16 protein-coding genes are annotated in these 17859 nt (G+C 68.6%); 15 read left to right on the plus strand and 1 reads right to left on the minus strand.

From position 1 onward, the window contains the following. The first annotated feature begins 79 nt into the window (after positions 1-79). The 5 genes from ACYVBN_RS15045 (at position 80) to ACYVBN_RS15065 (ending at position 5943) form a co-directional block, all read left to right on the plus strand. Positions 80-280, plus strand: coding sequence for a ubiquitin-like protein Pup (locus ACYVBN_RS15045; protein ID WP_460601231.1), 201 nt, complete (start codon positions 80-82; stop codon positions 278-280). Then, positions 277-1086 carry a proteasome subunit beta gene (gene prcB / locus ACYVBN_RS15050; RefSeq protein ID WP_460601232.1) on the plus strand — a complete coding sequence of 270 codons (810 nt, stop codon included), beginning with the start codon at positions 277-279 and terminating at the stop codon, positions 1084-1086. The genes ACYVBN_RS15045 and prcB overlap by 4 nt, the downstream gene beginning before the upstream one ends. Further along, entirely contained in the window at positions 1083-1829 is a 747-nt protein-coding gene (gene prcA, locus ACYVBN_RS15055; protein WP_460601233.1) for a proteasome subunit alpha, read from the plus strand. Before prcB ends, prcA begins: the two co-directional genes overlap by 4 nt. 207 nt (positions 1830-2036) lie before the next feature. Further along, positions 2037-4022: an ABC transporter ATP-binding protein gene (locus tag ACYVBN_RS15060; RefSeq protein WP_460601234.1), complete on the plus strand. Its 1986-nt coding sequence runs from the start codon at positions 2037-2039 to the stop codon at positions 4020-4022. A 58-nt stretch (positions 4023-4080) separates the two neighbouring features. Further along, a complete protein-coding gene (locus tag ACYVBN_RS15065) occupies positions 4081-5943 on the plus strand; it encodes an ABC transporter ATP-binding protein (RefSeq protein ID WP_460601235.1) in 1863 nt (620 codons plus the stop codon). An 18-nt stretch (positions 5944-5961) separates the two neighbouring features. On the opposite strand, the gene ACYVBN_RS15070 is transcribed toward ACYVBN_RS15065, so the two are convergent. Further along, a complete protein-coding gene (locus ACYVBN_RS15070; protein WP_460601236.1) occupies positions 5962-6954 on the minus strand; it encodes a Rossmann-fold NAD(P)-binding domain-containing protein in 993 nt (330 codons plus the stop codon). A 352-nt stretch (positions 6955-7306) separates the two neighbouring features. Here ACYVBN_RS15070 and pafA point away from each other — a divergent pair, with 352 nt between their 5' ends. The 10 genes from pafA to ACYVBN_RS15120 all read left to right on the plus strand — a co-directional run bounded on the left by pafA (position 7307) and on the right by ACYVBN_RS15120 (position 17859). Further along, the gene (gene pafA / locus ACYVBN_RS15075) at positions 7307-8668 is read left to right on the plus strand and encodes a Pup--protein ligase (protein WP_460601237.1); all 1362 of its coding nucleotides are present in this window, start codon (positions 7307-7309) and stop codon (positions 8666-8668) included. A 131-nt stretch (positions 8669-8799) separates the two neighbouring features. Then, positions 8800-9849, plus strand: a complete 1050-nt coding sequence (locus tag ACYVBN_RS15080) for an FKBP-type peptidyl-prolyl cis-trans isomerase (RefSeq protein ID WP_460601238.1) — start codon at positions 8800-8802, stop codon at positions 9847-9849. 35 nt (positions 9850-9884) lie between these two features. Beyond that, positions 9885-10304 (plus strand): FKBP-type peptidyl-prolyl cis-trans isomerase, encoded by a 420-nt coding sequence (locus tag ACYVBN_RS15085; RefSeq protein WP_440281542.1) that lies wholly within the window; start codon positions 9885-9887, stop codon positions 10302-10304. Positions 10305-10330: 26 nt separating this feature from the next. After that, positions 10331-11344 carry a cation diffusion facilitator family transporter gene (locus ACYVBN_RS15090; RefSeq protein ID WP_460601239.1) on the plus strand — a complete coding sequence of 338 codons (1014 nt, stop codon included), beginning with the start codon at positions 10331-10333 and terminating at the stop codon, positions 11342-11344. Between the two features lie 54 nt (positions 11345-11398). Beyond that, entirely contained in the window at positions 11399-12385 is a 987-nt protein-coding gene (locus ACYVBN_RS15095; protein ID WP_460601240.1) for a helix-turn-helix transcriptional regulator, read from the plus strand. Beyond that, positions 12385-13365 (plus strand): helix-turn-helix transcriptional regulator, encoded by a 981-nt coding sequence (locus ACYVBN_RS15100; protein WP_460601241.1) that lies wholly within the window; start codon positions 12385-12387, stop codon positions 13363-13365. Before ACYVBN_RS15095 ends, ACYVBN_RS15100 begins: the two co-directional genes overlap by 1 nt. Beyond that, positions 13362-13685 carry a hypothetical protein gene (locus ACYVBN_RS15105; protein WP_460601242.1) on the plus strand — a complete coding sequence of 108 codons (324 nt, stop codon included), beginning with the start codon at positions 13362-13364 and terminating at the stop codon, positions 13683-13685. Before ACYVBN_RS15100 ends, ACYVBN_RS15105 begins: the two co-directional genes overlap by 4 nt. Positions 13686-13737: 52 nt before the next feature. After that, on the plus strand, positions 13738-14154 hold the full coding sequence (gene tatA / locus ACYVBN_RS15110; RefSeq protein WP_440281537.1) for a Sec-independent protein translocase subunit TatA: 417 nt from the start codon (positions 13738-13740) through the stop codon (positions 14152-14154). A gap of 50 nt (positions 14155-14204) precedes the next feature. Then, complete coding sequence (tatC, locus tag ACYVBN_RS15115; RefSeq protein WP_440281536.1) at positions 14205-15068, plus strand: twin-arginine translocase subunit TatC; 864 nt, start codon at positions 14205-14207, stop codon at positions 15066-15068. After that, on the plus strand, positions 15046-17859 hold the full coding sequence (locus tag ACYVBN_RS15120) for a DEAD/DEAH box helicase (RefSeq protein WP_460601243.1): 2814 nt from the start codon (positions 15046-15048) through the stop codon (positions 17857-17859). The genes tatC and ACYVBN_RS15120 overlap by 23 nt, the downstream gene beginning before the upstream one ends.

Consider the following 17859-nt stretch of genomic DNA (forward strand, 5'->3'; position numbering starts at 1 on the left):
GCGTCGCGTCATACCGGCCGTCCCACGTAGGGTTGAGAGTGAAGCGCAGCACATCGCGCACGGACGAAAGGACATCGCCATGGCCACGCAGGAACACAAGAATCCGCAACGCCGCGACGCCGACCCGGCCGACGACGCCCCGGAGCCGGCACCCACGACAGCACCGGCCAAGCAGGAGCTGGACGACGACGTCGACAGCGTGCTGGACGAGATCGACGGTGTGCTGGAGTCCAACTCGGAGGAGTTCGTCCGCGGCTTCGTCCAGAAGGGCGGACAGTGAGTTCCAGCAAGCTGCCCGCGTCATACCTGCAGACCGGATCCTCGTCATTCACCGAGTTCCTCGCCGGCCACGCGCCCGAGCTGGTGCCGGGGTCGCGCACGATCCCGTCGGCCGCCCTCGACGTGCCGCACGGCACCACCATCGTGGCCGTCGCCTACACCGACGGGGTGCTGTTGGCCGGTGACCGGCGGGCCACGATGGGCAATCTGATCGCCAACAACGAGATGCTCAAGGTCTTCGCGGCCGATGAGTTCTCGGCGGTCGGCATCGCCGGCACCGCCGGCACCGCGATCGAGATGGTGCGGCTCTTCCAGGTCGAGCTGGAGCACTACGAGAAGATCGAAGGCACCCGGTTGTCGTTGGTGGGTAAGGCCAACCGGCTCGCGACGATGATCCGGGGCAACCTCGGCATGGCCATGCAGGGTTTGTCGGTGGTGCCGCTCTTCGCCGGATACGACCTCGACCGCGACGCCGGCCGGATCTTCTCCTATGACGTGACCGGCGGGTGCTACGAGGAGCACGACTTCCACTCGGTCGGCTCCGGGTCGCTGTTCGCCCGCGGCGCCCTGAAGAAGCTCTGGCGTCGTGATCTCTCCCAGGACGACGCGGTCCGCGTGACGATCGAAGCGTTGTATGACGCCGCCGACGACGACTCGGCGACCGGTGGTCCCGACCTGGGCCGGCGCATCTGGCCGACGGTGGCGATCGTGGACGGCGAGGGCACTCGTTTCGTCGGCGACGAGGAGTTGGCGTCGGTGGTCGAGCAGGTGCTCACCGCCCGCCGCGAGATCGGAGGCACAAGATGAGCATGCCGTTCTACGTCTCGCCCGAGCAGCTGATGAAGGACCGGGCCGACTACGCCCGCAAGGGCATTGCGCGCGGACGGTCCGTCGTCGTCCTCGCCTATGACGGGGGCATAGCCTTCGTCGCCGAGAATCCCAGCCGCGCGCTGCACAAGGTGTCGGAGATCTACGACCGCATCGCGTTCGCGGCGGTCGGCAAATACAACGAGTTCGAGAACCTCCGGGTCGCCGGCATCCGGTATGCCGACCTGCGCGGCTACTCCTACGACCGGTCCGACGTCACCGCCCGCGGCCTGGCCAACGCCTACGCGCAGACGCTGGGCACGGTGTTCACCCAGGAGTCCAAGCCCTACGAGGTCGAGATCGTCGTGGCGCAGGTCGACGACGACCCGGCCGAGGACCAGATCTACCGGCTCACCTACGACGGTTCGGTCGGCGACGAGCAGGGTTTCGTCGCGATGGGCGGCGCCGCCGAGCACGTCAGCGCCGGACTGCAGGAACGCTGGCGCCCGGGCATGGATCTGGGCACCGTGCTGCGGTTGGCGGTCGAGTTGCTGGGCGAGGACCCGGCCGGTGGCGAGGCACGCACCCTGACGGCGGATCAACTGGAGGTCGCGGTCCTGGACCGGGCACGCGAACGCCGCAAGTTCCGCCGGATCAACGGCGCACTCCTGGAGGCGCTGCTGAGCGCGGACGACCCCACGTCCGACGTGCCGCACACCGACGAGGACGCCCACACCGAGTAGTTCGGTCCGGTCCGCCGATGCTTCGGCCGCCATACAGGTGACCATTGTCACCGGGTCGTGACATGATCAATAGACATCCCAGGTTCTTCGTAGGGCCGCACTCTGCGCGGTGATCGTCGGGTCGCCGTGTTGACTCCACGTGCGGTTGAACGTCGAGGCTCGGATGTGCCTCGACGCCGTCACTCAGCCAGGAGACCGCACCTCACGATGACCCAGCAGCCCTCGTCGGCAACTGTTCCTTCTGACAACCCGCGGACCGCGGCGGCGGGCCTGATCTCCGCACCCAGCATCAGCCCGCCACCCGGGCGTCGTCACCGGCGTACGACGAGCCTGCTGCGGCTGGCGCCATACGTCCGTCCCTACCGGACACGCTGGATCACCATGATGATCTTCGGGCTGGCCAGCCTCGGCGCGACCATCGTCATACCGCTGATGACCAAGGCGGTCATCGACGGCCCGGTCAGCCATCACGACCAGCACGGGTTGTGGGTGCTGGGCACCGCGGCACTGGCGATCGGTGTGGCGGAGGCGGTGCTCTGGTTCGGGCGGCGCTGGCTGGTCGCACGGGCCACCATGGGCATCGAGCGCGACATCCGCAAGGAGATGTACGCCCGCCTCCAGGTGCTGCCGATGTCCTTCCACAGCGGCTGGCAGTCCGGGCAGCTGCTGTCGCGCATCATGAACGACCTGAGCATGATTCGCCGATTGCTGAGTTTCGGCATCGTGATGTTGGTCCTCAACACCCTGCAGATCACCGCCGTCACGATCATCTTGTTGCTGCTCTATTGGCCGCTGGGTGTCGTGGTCGTCATCTCGATCGTGCCGATCGCGGCGACGGTGCTGCACAACCAGCGCAAGTTCACCAAGCTGTCCCGGATGGCACAGGACCAGACCGGGGTCGTGGCGACGACGGTCGAGGAGTCCGCGCTCGGGCTGCGCGTCATCAAGTCCTTCGGCCGGGAGGACTACGTCTACGAACGCTTCGACGAGAAGGCGACCGAACTCTTCGACATCCAGGTGCGCAAGGTCCGGCTGCAGGCCAGCTTCTGGACCCTGCTGGAGGTCATCCCCAACATCACCCTGATCGTCGTGCTCGGCCTCGGCGCCGCAGCGACCGGTTCGGGCCGCATCACCCTGGGCACGCTGGTCGCGTTCATCACCATGATGCTGTCACTGGTCTGGCCGATCGCGGCACTGGGATTCCTGTTGTCGATGACCCAGGAGGCGATGACCGCGGCCGACCGGGTCGCGGAGATCTTCGACACCGAGCCGGACGTCACCGACGGTCCGATGACGACGGTCGCGCGCGGCGGCGCGTTGCGGCTGACCGACGTCGGCTTCCGGTTCCCCGACGCGGCCGACGACGACTGGGCGCTGCGGCACGTCAACCTCGATCTCGCACCGGGGGAGACGGTCGCCATGGTCGGTGCCACCGGCTCCGGCAAGTCGGTGCTGACCAGTCTGATCCCGCGGCTGTACGACGTCGGCGAAGGACGCATCGAGATCGACGGCACGGACATCCGCGAGATGTCGCTGCCGGCGTTGCGCGCCACCGTGGCGACCGCCTTCGAGGACCCCACACTGTTCTCGCTGTCCGTGCGCGAGAACCTCACACTGGGCCGTCCGCAAGCGACCGAGAAGGAGATCGCCGAGGCGATCGACGTGGCGCAGGCGCACTTCGTGCACGATCTGCCGTTCGGCCTGGACACCCGCATCGGGGAGCAGGGGATGAGCCTGTCGGGTGGGCAGCGGCAGCGCCTCTCGCTGGCCCGCGCCGTGCTGACCCATCCGAAGGTGCTGGTGCTGGACGACACGCTGTCGGCACTGGATGTGCACACCGAGGCCCTGGTGGAGGAGGCGCTGCGCCGCGTGTTGCACGAGGTGACCGGCCTGGTGGTGGCACACCGTGCCTCGACCGTGCTGCTGGCCGACCGGGTCGCCTTGCTGCAGCACGGCACCATCACCCACGTCGGCACGCATTCACAGCTGCTGGCGAGCGTGCCCGCCTACCGCTACCTGCTGGCCGCGGACGACGAGATCGACGACGGCGCCGAACAGCACCCGACGTGGTGCACCGACGACGAAAAGCGTTGCGCCGACGCTGCCGCGGAGATCGAAGAAGGCTCCGAACAGGCTTCTCGCGGTGAAGATTTCGGCACCATGCACGGACGGGCACAGGAGGCACACCGATGAGGATCACCCCACGAAGTTCTCCCCCGCTCCGCTCCTCCGATACTTCGCGGGGGCCCCGATGACGACGGACACTCAGCCACGCGCGGAGCAGTCCGACACGAGCGAGGAGCGCTGGCGCGGTCGGATGATGTCCGACAACGCCAACGATCTTCCCATCGACGAGTCGAAGCCGATGCGCCGCGAGGCGCGGCAACTCCTGGGGTCGCTGCTGGCGCCATACAAGAAGATGGTCGCGGTCCTCGTCGTCCTGGTGATCATCGAGAACCTCGCCCGACTGTCGGTGCCGCGGATGGTGCAGGTCGGCATCGACCACGGCGTGCCGCCCATCGCGCGCGACGGGGACGCGCACGTGCTGTTGCTCGTGATCGGAGCGTTGTGCGTCATCGTCGCCGTGCAGGCGGTCAGCCGGATGCTCTTCCTGCGCCAGTCGGGCACCATCGGCGAGCTGGCGCTGCTCGAGCTGCGCCGACGCATCTTCCGGCACTTCCAGCGGCTGGACGTCTCCTTCCACGACAAATACACCTCCGGCCGGGTCGTCAGCCGCTCCACCAACGACGTCGAGGCCATCCAGGACATGCTGGAGAACGGCTTCGACAGCCTGGTCACCGCTGCGCTGACCCTCGTCGGCACGGCGATCCTGCTGGTGACGTTGGACGTCGAGCTCGGGCTGATCTGCCTGACCTGCTTCCCGATCCTGGTCGCCCTGTCGGCCTGGTTCCGCGGCGCATCGAGCAAGACCTACCGCGAGGTGCGTGAGAGCGCGGCGCTGGTGATCGTGCAGTTCGTGGAGACGATGACCGGCATCAAGGCCGTGCAGGCCTACCGTCGCGAGCCGCGCAACCAGGAGATCTTCGAGGAGGTCGCCGAGCGCTACCGCGCCATCAACGAGAAGACCTTCCGGCTCGTCGCGATCTTCATGCCGTCGGTGAAGCTGGTCGGCAACGTGATGACCAGCATCGTGCTGCTGTATGGCGGGTGGCGGGTGCTGCACGGACACATGACCGTCGGTGTGCTGACGGCGTTCCTGCTCTACCTGCGGATGTTCTTCGAACCGATGCAGGACATCACGCAGTTCTTCAACACCTTCCAGTCGGCGTCCTCGGCCCTGGAGAAGGTCGCCGGCGTGATCGCGACACCGCCCGGCATCAAGGACCCGGACGAGCCGAAGCAGCTCGAAAACGTGCGTGGCGCGGTCGAATTCGACAAGGTCCGCTTCGAATACGTCGCGGACCGGCCGGTGCTGCCCGAGTTGTCCCTCGACATACCGGCCGGGCAGACGGTGGCCCTGGTCGGCACGACCGGCGCCGGCAAGACGACCATCGCCAAGCTGATGGCCCGCTTCTACGACCCGACCTCGGGCGCGGTCCGGCTGGACGGCACCGACGTGCGCGACATCGATCAGCCGCAGCTGCGCCGGCACGTCGTGCTGGTCACCCAGGAGAACTTCATGTTTGAGGGTTCGGTCGCCGACAACATCCGCTTCGGGAAGCCGACCGCGACCGATGCGGAGATCCGGGCGGCGGCCGAGGCGGTCGGCGCCGACCAGTTCATCGACAAGCTGCCGGACGGCTACGACACCGATGTCGCCAAACGCGGCGGGCGGTTGTCCGCCGGACAGCGGCAGCTGGTGGCGTTCGCGCGGGCGTTCCTCGCCGACCCGGCGGTGCTGATCCTGGACGAGGCGACGTCCTCCCTGGACATCCCGAGCGAGCGCCTGGTGCAGCGCGCACTGGAGACGGTCCTGGCCGACCGGACCGCGCTGATCATCGCGCACCGGCTGTCGACCGTGGAGGTCGCCGACCGGGTGCTGGTGCTCGAGCACGGCCAGGTGCTGGAGGACGGCAGCCCGGCGGACCTCATCGGCGCAGGCGACGGACGGTATGCCGCCCTGCACCGCGCCTGGGTGGAGTCGCTTGCCTGATCGCCTGGGTCCGGTCCGTCAGCTGCCGGCTCGTGCGGCAACGATGAGGTCGCGCTCGTCGGCGGGGGAGAGGCCGGCCCGCCGGTCACGGCCGGGGCCGGTCTGCAGCTCCCAGGCCAGGGTGTCGCGGATCGAGTCGGCGAGCGGCCGGGTCGTCAGGCCGGCAGCGCGTGCGGCGGCGGGGGAGCGGGCCGCAAAACCGGCATACTCCGGCTGCGGCAGCCAGAGCGGCAGGCTGCGTTCACCCGCCCACGGCTGGACATCGTGGGCGCTCAACCAATCCTGGTCGACCCTGGCGAGTTCGCCGGTGTGGCCGGCGAGCTCGCGTGCGGCCGCGAGGTAGTCGGCGAGTGCGATGGGTTCGGTCGTGGCGTTGAAGACGCCGCCGGTGCCGCGTTCGACCGACTCGACGTGCCAGGTGGCCAGGTCTCGGGCGTCGATCAGCTGCACGGTGGCGCCTGGCGTGTCGGGCACAAGCACCGCTCCGTCGTCCGTGGAGGGATGCGCGAAACGCAACGGCCAGTAGCCGGTCCGGTCGCTGTGGTCCCCGGGTCCGGTGATGAGCCCGGGTCGGGAGATGTGCGCCGCCGCACCGTATGCCGCCAGCACCGCCTGCTCGCACGCGACCTTGCACTCGCCGTATTTCTCCCTCTCGAACGGGCCGTCCCACGCCGGCAGCAGCGGAGCGGATTCGTCCTGGCCGGGAACATCGTCCTGCGCATACACCGAGCACGTCGAGACCAGCGACCACCGGTCGACGCGGTCCCGCAGCGCGGTGACCGCGCCGTGCGCGTGCGCCGGGATCATCGTCACGTCGATCGCCGCGTCGAAGACACCGTCCAACGCCGAATATGACTGTGGATCTTCACGATCCGCACTGACCAACGTCGCACCGTCGGGTGCTGGTCGCTCACCCCTCGCCATACAGGTGACGTCGTGACCGCGTGCGAGCGCCGCCCGCACGATCTCACCGCCGAGCCATGCCGTGCCGCCGAGCACCAGAATTCGCATGGCGGAAGCCGACCACGCGGGAGGCCGCATCGCAACCGTTCGCTGCTCACAGCAGCCTGACCCAGCGGACACGAACGGCCTCCAGCGGACACGAAAATGCTGCACTTCTGTGCGAATTTTCGTGTCCGGTCAGTGCGTTTCGTGTCCGCTCGGTATGGGGTGAGCAGTGCGTGTTGTGTCCGTTCGGGACCGGCGGCACCGGCGGCACGGGCGACGCCATACGGAACGGTCCCCACTGGCGCGACATCGACGGTTAGGGTCGATACATGGTCGTTGAACAAGCACAGCGAGCTCGGGAAGCGCTGGCGCGGCGGCAGCTTGCTGACGCCGCCGGCAGGGCAGAGTGAGTGTCATGGAGCGGCGGATCTTCGGCATCGAGAACGAATACGGCGTGACGTGCACGTTCGACGGGCAGCGTCGGCTCACGCCGGACGAGGTGGCGCGCTATCTCTTCCGCAAGGTCGTGTCGTGGGGCCGTTCCTCCAACGTGTTCCTGGGCAACGGGTCACGTCTCTACCTGGATGTGGGCAGTCACCCCGAATACGCCACACCCGAGTGTGACGACGTGCGCGAGGCGGTGATCCACGACAAGGCCGGTGAACGCATCATCGAGGGCCTCGTGGAGGAGGCGCAGGCCCGGCTCGTCGAGGAGGGCGTCGACGGCAAGATCTTCGTCTTCAAGAACAACACCGACTCGGCCGGCAACTCCTACGGCTGCCACGAGAACTACCTGATCGGCCGGGCCGGCGAGTTCCAGCAGGTGTCCGACATCCTGATCCCGTTCCTGGTCAGCCGCCAGATCACCTGCGGCGCCGGCAAGATCACCATGCTGGGACACCAGCCGACCTTCTGCGTCAGCCAGCGCGCCGACCACATCTGGGAAGGGGTCAGCAGCGCCACCACCCGGTCCCGCCCGATCATCAACACGCGCGACGAGCCGCACGCCGACGCCGAGCGGTTCCGCCGGCTGCACGTCATCGTCGGCGACAGCAACATGAGCGAGACCACGACGATGCTCAAGCTCGGCTCCGCGCACCTGGTGCTGCGGATGATCGAGGACGGCGTCTCGATGCGTGACCTCAGCCTGGAGAACCCCATCCGGGCGATCCGCGAGATCAGCCACGACATCACCGGCCGCGCGCCGGTCCGCCTCGCCAACGGTCGCGAGTTGTCCGCGCTGCAGATGCAGACCGAATACTTCGAGCGTGCCCGGTCGTATGTCGACAGCCACCACCTGACCGACGACCTGACCAAGCGGATCATGGACCTGTGGGAGCGCACTCTCACCGCCATCGAGACCGACAACCTGGCGCTGGTCGACACCGAGATCGACTGGGTCATCAAGCACAAGCTGCTCGACCAGTACGCCGCCAAACACGGTCTGGCCCTCGACGATCCGCGGATGCTGCAGCTGGACCTGACCTACCACGACATCAACCGTGAGCGTGGCCTGTTCTACCTGTTGCAGCGGCGTGGCAAGGCGGCGCGGGTGTGCTCCGATGTCGAGGTGTTCGAGGCCAAGACCTTCCCGCCGCAGACGACACGGGCGAAGCTGCGCGGCGACTTCATCCGCGCCGCGCAGGCCGCGCGCCGGGACTTCACCGTCGACTGGGTGCATCTGAAGCTCAACGACCAGGCGCAGCGCACGGTGTTGGTCAAGGATCCCTTCACCGCCAGCGACCAGCGCGTGCAACGGTTGATCGACGGCATGTGACGGCAGCCCACGAACGACGCCCGGCCTCATTCCTCCGACACCCTGCTGACGGCTGCACCACAGCGGGCTTGGTTAGGGTGTCGCCCGGTCCAGTTCTCCATCCCCGACGTTTTGCTAAGAGGTTCTTCGACGTGCGCCGAATCCCACTCCGCCTGCTCGCCGCCGGCACCCTGCCCGCCCTGCTGCTCGCGGGTTGCGGCAGCAGCAGCTCCAACGGCAGCGGCTCCTCCTCGAAGGCCGGCACGTCGTCGTCCCAGGCCGCGACCTCATCTGCGTCCACGTCGTTGCCGCCATACACGGTGGCCGCCAAGGACGTCTCGCCGATGAGCGCGGTGAAGGTGACCACGGCCAAGGGCAAGAGCCCGGCGATCACGCTCGGCACGAAGCCGTTCCAGGTCAACAAGACGACGGTGGACGTGAAGTCCGAGGGCACCGGCGCCGCCGTGAAGGGCACCGACCTGGCCGACGTGAGCTACGTCGCGGTGGACGGGCGGACCGGCAAGACGCTGGCTGACACCTTCGCCAATGCGGCCGGGCCGATGTATCTGCAGGACCCGACCCAGTTCCCCGGCCTGGTCACCGCGATCAAGGGCAAGAAGGTCGGCACCGTCGAGACCATCGCCGTGCCACCCAAGGAAGCCTTCGGCTCCGAGGGAAACTCCCAGCTCGGCGTCACCCGCAAGGACTCGATCGTCTTCTATCTGAAGATCAACGGCGCACGCCCGAACATGGCCACCGGCACCCCGGTGCCGCCCAAGTCGGGCATGCCGAAGGTCACCTGGAACGGCGTCGACAAACCGGCGACCATCACGATGCCCGACACTGCGGCGCCGAAGAAGCTGGAGTCGGCCAACCTGATCAACGGCACCGGTCCCACGGTCAAGAAGGGCCAGACGATCTCCGCCCTCTACACGGGCGTGATCTGGACCAAGGGCAAGGCCGGCAAGGTCTTCGACTCCACGGGCAACCCGGGCCGCTACGGCGTCCCGGCCAGCTTCCCGATCGGCGAGGGCAAGGTCATCCCCGGCTGGGACAAGGTGCTGGTCGGCAAGAAGGTCGGCGATCGCGTGCTGATGGTGATCCCGCCGGCCGACGGCTACGGCAAGGCGGGCAACCCGCAGGGCGGCATCAAGGGCACCGACACCCTGGTCTTCGTCGTCGACATCGTCGGCGCCAACTAGCCCCCGTCACCACCACATCCGCGAAGCGAGGAATCATGCCGTTCGACCCCGACACCACCAAGCCCGAGATCGACTTCCCCGGCGCCGAGCCACCCACCGAGCTGGTCATCGAGGACCTCACCGTCGGTGACGGTGCCGAGGCCGAGGCCGGCGACCAGATCAAGGCCCACTACGTCGGCGTCGCCTGGTCCACCGGCGAGGAGTTCGACGCATCCTGGAACCGCGGTGCTCCGCTGGACTTTCGGGTCGGGATCGGCCAGGTCATTCCCGGCTGGGACCAAGGCATCCTCGGCATGAAGGTCGGTGGCCGCCGCAAGCTGACCATCCCGCCGCACCTCGCGTATGGCGAGCAGGGCGCCGGCGGCGCCATCGGCCCGCACGAGACGCTGATCTTCGTGGTCGACCTGGTGTCGACCAACAAGCCCGGCGCCGGACGCGCCTTCGGATTGGGCTGATCCCCGGAGTCGATAGCGTGGCGGGTATGACGGAGCGACACGACCAGGTCAAGGCCGAGTTCGACGTCGGCATCAGGTCCGGCGAGGGCGGGGGAGAGAGCACTCTCACCGTCGTCATCGCGCTGGTGGCCAACACCCTGGTCGCGATCGCCAAGACCGGCGCGGCGATCCTGACCGCATCGGCCTCGTTGGTGGCGGAGGCGGCACACTCGTGGGCCGACGCCGGCAACGAGATCTTCCTGCTGCTGGCCGACAAACGGTCGCGGAAGCCCGCCGACGCGCAGCATCCGGTCGGCTACGGCCGGGAAGCCTACGTCTGGTCGCTCTTCGCGGCACTCGGCCTGTTCGTCGCCGGCGCGGCGGTGTCGATCTGGCACGGCGTGCAGGAGCTGCTCTCGCCGGAGCCCGCGAGCGACTTCCTCATCGGCTACATCGTGCTGGCGGTCGCCTTCGTGCTCGAGGGCATCTCCTTCATGCAGTCGGTGCGGCAGGCGCGCAGCGAGGCCACGCACTACGACCGCGAACTGCTCGAACACGTTCTCGCCACCTCCGATCCGACACTGCGGGCGGTGTTCGCCGAGGACGCGGCGGCCCTCATCGGCCTGGTGCTCGCCGGCGCCGGGCTGGGGCTGCACCAGATCACCGGATCCCCGACGCCCGACTCGATCGGTTCGATCCTGGTCGGCTGCGTGCTGGCTGTGGTGGCCGTGGTGCTGATCCGCCGCAACGTCGGCTTCCTGGTCGGGGAGGAGGTGTCGCCGGCGGTCCGCAGGGCCGCGCTGCGTGCGCTGCTCGCCCTTCCGGAGGTGGACAGGGTCACCTACCTACGCCTGGAGTTCGTCGGACCACGCCGTGTCTACCTGGTCGGCGACGTCGACCTGGCCGGGGACCGCGCCGAGCACGAGGTCGCCGGCCGGCTGCACGCACTCGAGGCCAAGATCACCGCGAGTCCGGCCGTCGCCGGAGCGGTGCTGAGCCTGTCCGCACAGGACGAGCAGTCCCTGACGGTGGACGACCCCACGCCCGAACCACGCGAGTGAGCGCGCCGAAATCCGCGTCGTACATTCGTCCGGAGATGAGATAGCGTTTCGTCCATGGCTCCTCCGTCACCCGCCGCCAAGACCGAGCGGTTGCTCAACCTGGTGATTTGCCTGCTCTACACCCGTCAGCCGTTGGCCAAGTCGCGCATCCGCGACGCGGTGCCGCAGTATGGCGAAGCGGCCTCCGACGAAGCCTTCGACCGCATGTTCGAGCGCGACAAGGACGAGCTGCGTGAGCTCGGCATACCGCTGCGGATGGAGCCGCTGGACGCGTTCTTCGACGACGAGACCGGCTATCGCATCGACCGCCGCGAATACGCGCTGCCCGAGTTGCGTTTCGAACCCGACGAGTTCGCCGTGCTGGGCCTGGCCAGCCGCACCTGGCAGCAGGCCAGCCTGGCCGGTGCGGCGGCGACCGCCCTGCGCAAGCTGGAGGCTGCCGAGGTGGAGCGCGACGCCAACTCGCTGGTCGGGCTGGAGCCGCGCGTCAACACCACCGAGCCCTCGTTCAACACCGTGAAGGATGCCGTGCTGCGGCGCCAGGCGATCGGCTTCGCCTACCGCAAGTCCGGCGGCGACTCCTCGCCCCGGCGGCTGCAACCGTGGGGCGTCGCCAACTGGCACGGCCGGTGGTACGTCACCGGCTTCGATCTGGACCGGGAGGCCTCGCGCGTCTTCCGGCTCGGCCGCATCGACGGCGCGGTCAAGCGGGTCGGCAAGCCGGGCGCCTACGATGTCCCGGCCGACCATGACCCGGTCGCGATGATCGACGGCACGGAGAGCACACCACCCGCCGAGGCCGTCGTCCTCGTGCAGCAGGGCGCGGGCAACACTCTGCGGCGCCGCGCCAAACAGGCCGAGCAGCAGGACGCCCACACCCGGCTGGTGCTCGACTTCACCGACACCGGCGCGTTCGCCGACGAGATCGCCGGGTTCGGTCCCGCGGTGCGGGTGGTGTCGCCGCCGGAGCTGGTGGACCAGGTCGTGTGCCGGCTGCGCGGCGCGCTGGCCCGCAACTCCACCCAGAACGAAGGTGCGTGATGGCGACGCAGGAGAGTGCCACCGCCCGGCTCGGCCGGCTGCTGACGATGGTGCCGTGGCTGGTCAACCGGCAGGGCATCGACATCGCGGAGGCCGCCCAGGAGCTCGGCGTGAGCACCGAGCAGGTGGAGGCGGACCTGGCTCTGCTGTTCGTCTGCGGCACCCCAGGGCACCTGCCCGACGACCTGATCGAGGCGGAGTGGGAGCAGGGCCGGGTCTTCCTGCGCAATGCGGACACGATCGCCCGGCCGCTGCGCCTGGGTCTTGACGAGGCCACCGCGCTCATCGTGGGGCTGCGCGCGCTGGCCGCCGTGCCGGGCCTGGACGAGCGCGACGCCGTCGACCGGGCGCTGGCGAAGCTGGTCGAGGCGGCCGGCGACTCCGGCGCGGCGAGCGACCGGGTGCGGATCGCCCTGGAGTCCGAGGTGCCCTCGGACACGCTGACCACCATGCGCGCCGCGGTCGCGGGGCACAAGAGGCTGCACCTGCGTTATGTCGTGCCGTCCCGCGACGAGACGACCGAGCGTGATGTCGACCCGATGCGGGTGGTGTCACTGGATGGCAACTGGTACCTCGAGGGCTGGTGCCACCGGGCGACCGATGTGCGGCTCTTCCGGCTCGACCGGGTCGCCTCCGTCGAGATTCTCGACGTCGACGGGACCCCACCGACCGACGCGCGGCCGCGCGACCTCGGCTCCGGCCTCTTCACGCCGGGTCCGGACGACCTGACGGCGGTCGTCGAGTTGTCGCCCGACGCAGCCTGGGTGGTCGACTACTACCCGGTCGACACGGTCGAGCGCGGCGACGACGGTCTGCTCACTGCTACTTTCCGCACCGCGGACCTGCGGTGGCTGCGACAGCTGATGTGGCGGCTCGGGGAGTCGGCGCGGGTGCTCAAACCCGCGACGCTGCGTGCCGAGGTCGCCGACGGCGCCCGTGCGGCTCTGGCGGCATACCCTTCCGCGGCATACGAGACGTGACCTGGTGGCAGTGGGTCCTGATGTGGCTCGCGCTCGCGGTGTCGGCCGCCGCCTACCTCGGCTGGCGGGTATGGCGCCTGTGGGCGCCGCTGAAGCAACTGGGCCAGGAGGTGGTGGTCGCCCAGGACCGGCTGTCGCAGGTCGAAGCCAGGATCGTCGAGCTGGATCAGCAATTGCACTGCGTCGATGACCTCGCGGTGCTGCAGGATCCGGCAGAATTGCGACGACGGCGCGCCGATCTCAAGGCGCGGCACCGCGCCGACCGCGCGGCTCGCCGCAAGTCGCACCGCCCGGACTGGGCGCATCACGTAGAGTGGTGACGACGGTGCGGAACGCCGGTCAGTTCACGCACAAAATTCTCAGGAGCTAGTTATGTTTCGTGGAGCCCTAGAGCCGTGGCACCTGCTCATCCTCGTGCTCATCGTGGTCATCCTCTTCGGCTGGAAGAAGCTGCCGGACGCAGCGCGCAGCCTCGGTCGTTCGGCGCGCATCCTCAAGAGCGAGCTCGGCGACGACGACCACAAGAGTTCCGCCTCCGGCCAGACCGTCCCCGGTCAGACCCAGCCGCGTTCGGGTGGTGCACCCGGCGAGGCCCCGGTGCCCGGTGCAGCCGGCTACCCGCAGCAGGGCCAGCAGCAGTCCGCCCCGCAGCAGCCGAACGGTTATCAGCAAGGTGGCTACCAGCAGCCGCAGCCCGGTCAGCCCGGCTACCAGCCGCAGGCACAGCCGCAACAGCAGGCCCCCGCGGGTTACCCGCACCAGGGCAACAGCGCGGGCAACGGCAACTGATCTGATCATCGTCCCGCAGGGGACCTTCGGCGCAGGACGACATACCAAACATGGCCCTATTGCGGCGTAAGGACAATCCGGAAGGCCGGATGTCCCTGGGCGAACACTTTCGCGAGTTCCGTCGGCGTGCCCTGATCGCGGCCGTGGCGATCGTCGTCGGAGCGATCCTCGGTTGGATCGTCTACGACACGCATCTGACGCTGTTCGGGCATCGCTTCGAGACGCTGGTCAACTTCATCCAGCAACCGCTGGCCGAAGTGCACAAACGTCATCCGAACGCCGGCGACCTCAACTACAGCGCCAACGGCGTCTCAGAGGCCTTCAGCCTCAAGTTGAAGGTGTCGCTCTGGTTCGGCGTGATCATCAGCAGCCCGATCTGGTTGTGGGAACTGTGGGCGTTCCTGGCGCCCGGGCTCACCACGAAGGAGAAGCGGGTCGCGCGCGGCTTCCTTGCGGTCTCGGTGCCGCTCTTCCTGCTCGGTTGCTGGGTCTCCACGTTTGCGCTGCCCAACGCCATCGAGTTCCTGCTGGGCACCACACCGGAGACCGATCGCAGTGCCAACTTCACCGATGCGCAGAAGTACTACACGTTCATCATCAAGTTCATCCTGGTCTTCGGGCTGGCCTTCCTGCTGCCGGTCTTCCTGACCGGGTTGAACATGATCCGGATCCTGCCCGGGCGCATCATGCTCAAGGGCTGGCGCGTCGCCGTCATGGCGATGGCGGTGTTCTCGGCGATGATGAGCCCGTCACCCGACGCCTGGTCGATGCTCGCCCTGATGGTGCCGATGATCCTGCTCTACTTCGCGGCCGTGGGGATCGGCTTCTTCCTCGACGGCCGTCGGGCCAAACGTGAGCAGAAGGCGCGCTCGGAATGGCTGGACGTGGCCGATGACGAGAAGTCGCAGCTCTGATTCCGTGGCACGCCAGGACGATCCCACCCCGAAGCGGGGCTTCGACTCCACCCACGTCGACCGCTTCGCGGCCGGCTACGACTTCCCGTTCGACGACTTCCAGCGGCAGGGGATCGTCGCGGTTCAGTCCGGCCGCAGTGTGCTGGTCGCCGCACCCACCGGCTCCGGCAAGACGATCGTCGGTGAGTTCGCGGCATACCTGGCTCTGCACACGCACCGCAAGACCTTCTACACGACGCCGATCAAGGCACTGTCCAACCAGAAGTACGCCGACCTCGTCGCGCGGCACGGCGCGGCCAACGTCGGCCTACTGACCGGCGATTCGTCGATCAACGGCGAGGCACCGATCGTGGTGATGACCACCGAGGTGCTGCGCAACATGATCTACGCCGGCTCCGCCACCTTGCAGCGGCTGGGTTTCGTGGTGATGGACGAGGTCCACTACCTCGCAGACCGCTTCCGGGGCGCGGTCTGGGAGGAGATCATCGTGATGCTCGCGCCCTCGGTGCAGCTGATCTCGCTGTCCGCCACGGTCAGCAACGCCGAGGAATTCGGCGACTGGCTGCGCGAGGTCCGCGGCGACACCGAGGTGATCGTCGAGGAGCACCGGCCGGTCCCGCTGTGGCAGCAGATGATGGTCGGACCGTCGTTGCTGGACCTCTTCGTCGACGACGGCAAAGAGCAGTTGCGGGTCAATCCGCACCTGCTGCAACGCATCGAGCAGGTCGACCGTGACCGACGCGGTCAGCGGCACGGTCATCGGGAGGACGCCGGGGCGCCTCGCGGCCGCCGGGGTCGCATTCGCGTCGGCCACGACCGGGGGCCGGTGCGCAGTGGTCGTCCCAGCCGCGGGCCGAGCAGGCCGCAGGTCATCGAAGCGCTCGACCACGACGGCCTGCTACCGGCGATCACCTTCATCTTCAGCCGCGCGGGCTGCGAGGGAGCGGTGTCGCAGTTGCTGGCGTGGGGGACCAAGCTCATCCCGGAGCGGGAAGGGGCGCGGGTGCGCCGCATGGTCGAGGAGCGCGTCTCCGGGCTCCCCGAGGAGGACCTCGCCGTCCTGGGCTACTACGACTTCGTCGAAGGGCTGTCCCGTGGGTTCGCCGCCCACCACGCCGGGATGCTGCCGACCTTCCGGGAGGTCGTCGAGGAGTTGTTCACCGACGGCACCATCAAGGCGGTCTTCGCCACCGAGACGCTCGCGCTGGGCATCAACATGCCCGCGCGCACGGTCGTCATCGAACGCCTGGTCAAGTACAACGGCGAGACGCACGCCGACATCACGCCCGCCGAATACACCCAGCTCACCGGCCGGGCCGGCCGGCGCGGCATCGACTACGAGGGACACGCGGTGGTGCTGTGGGCGCCCACAGTCGACCCGCACGAGGTCGCCGGACTGGCGGCCACGCGCACCTACCCGTTGCGGTCATCCTTCGTGCCGACGTCCAACATGGCGGTCAACCTGGTCGACAAGCTCGGCCGGTGGCGCGCCGGGCAGGTGCTCGAGCAGTCGTTCGCGCAGTTCCAGGCCGACCGCTCGGTGGTCGGCACCGCCCGCGCCATACACCGCAACGAGGAGGCGCTCGAGGGGTATGCCGAGGCGATGCGTTGTCACCTCGGTGATTTCGCCGAATACGCCGCGCTGCGAAGGGAACTGACCGATCTGGAGAAGTCGGCCGCCAAGCAGCGGTCGGCGAGCCGGCGGGCCGCGGCGGCGGTGTCGCTGGAGCAACTCGAGCCCGGCGACATCATCCGGGTCCCGCAGGGCCGTCGCAGCGGATACGCCGTCGTCATACCGTCCGGTCGCGGTGGGCGCACCGGCGGCGAGGTCCCGACGATCGTCAACGCCGACGGCCAGCTGCGCCGGTTGAGCGAGACCGACGTGCCGGACGAGGTCGAGCCGGTGGGCCGGATCCCGGTCCCCCGCACCTTCCAGAGTCGGTCGCCGCGCGCGCGGCGCGACCTGGCCTCCTCCATGCGCAACAAGCTGCGCGACGAGCCGCCGCCGAGCCCGGCCGAACGCCGCGCCGCCCAGGAAGCCGCCCAGGAATCCTCTGCCGGCGACATCGAACAGGTGCGGCGCCGGCTCAAGGCGCACCCGTGCCACGACTGTCCCTACCGCGAGCAACATGCCCGATGGGCCGAGCGCTGGTGGAAGCTGCGGCGCGAGACCGACGGGCTGCAGCGGCAGGTGGACCGGCGCACCCACTCGGTCGCGCGCACCTTCGACCGGATCTGCGACCTGCTGGCAGAGCTGGGCTACCTCGATCAGGACGGCGCCGCGGTCACCGCACAGGGCCGGGTGCTGCAGCGGATCTACACCGAGAAGGACCTGCTGGCCGCCGAGTGCCTGCAGCACGACGTATGGCGCCGTCTCGACGCACCGTCGCTGGCGGCGGTGGTGTGCGCGCTGGTCTACGAATCCCGTCGCGAGTCGTCGGGGGAGGAGCCACGCATTCCCGGCGACCAGACCCGGGACGCACTGGCCGAGATGACCCGCATCACCCACGGGCTGCAGGACTCGCAGCGTCGTCTCGGACTCACGCCGATGGCCGATCTGGATCCGGGGATGACCTGGGTGATGCACCGGTGGGCCAGTGGCGGCCGGTTGGAGACGGTGCTGCGGGACAGTGAGATGTCGGCCGGTGACTTCGTCCGCCGCTGCAAGCAGGTCGTCGACCTGCTCGATCAGATCGCCGAGGCAGCCCCACACGAGGGCGTGCGACGCACCGCTCGCACCGCGATCGACAAGGTGATGCGCGGCGTGGTGGCCGCCGACAGGCTGGACTGA

It is taken from the genome of Flexivirga lutea (assembly GCF_054778955.1).

Bases quoted from the DNA above. Each gene is read 5' to 3' on its own strand.
- ACYVBN_RS15045 (WP_460601231.1), top strand. From the start codon at position 80: ATGGCCACGCAGGAACACAAGAATCCGCAACGCCGCGACGCCGACCCG.
- prcA (WP_460601233.1), top strand. From the start codon at position 1,083: ATGAGCATGCCGTTCTACGTCTCGCCCGAGCAGCTGATGAAGGACCGG.
- ACYVBN_RS15060 (WP_460601234.1), top strand. From the start codon at position 2,037: ATGACCCAGCAGCCCTCGTCGGCAACTGTTCCTTCTGACAACCCGCGG.
- ACYVBN_RS15065 (WP_460601235.1), top strand. From the start codon at position 4,081: ATGACGACGGACACTCAGCCACGCGCGGAGCAGTCCGACACGAGCGAG.
- ACYVBN_RS15070 (WP_460601236.1), bottom strand. From the start codon at position 6,954: ATGCGAATTCTGGTGCTCGGCGGCACGGCATGGCTCGGCGGTGAGATC.
- pafA (WP_460601237.1), top strand. From the start codon at position 7,307: ATGGAGCGGCGGATCTTCGGCATCGAGAACGAATACGGCGTGACGTGC.
- ACYVBN_RS15085 (WP_440281542.1), top strand. From the start codon at position 9,885: ATGCCGTTCGACCCCGACACCACCAAGCCCGAGATCGACTTCCCCGGC.
- ACYVBN_RS15090 (WP_460601239.1), top strand. From the start codon at position 10,331: ATGACGGAGCGACACGACCAGGTCAAGGCCGAGTTCGACGTCGGCATC.
- ACYVBN_RS15095 (WP_460601240.1), top strand. From the start codon at position 11,399: ATGGCTCCTCCGTCACCCGCCGCCAAGACCGAGCGGTTGCTCAACCTG.
- ACYVBN_RS15100 (WP_460601241.1), top strand. From the start codon at position 12,385: ATGGCGACGCAGGAGAGTGCCACCGCCCGGCTCGGCCGGCTGCTGACG.
- tatA (WP_440281537.1), top strand. From the start codon at position 13,738: ATGTTTCGTGGAGCCCTAGAGCCGTGGCACCTGCTCATCCTCGTGCTC.
- tatC (WP_440281536.1), top strand. From the start codon at position 14,205: ATGGCCCTATTGCGGCGTAAGGACAATCCGGAAGGCCGGATGTCCCTG.
- ACYVBN_RS15120 (WP_460601243.1), top strand. From the start codon at position 15,046: ATGACGAGAAGTCGCAGCTCTGATTCCGTGGCACGCCAGGACGATCCC.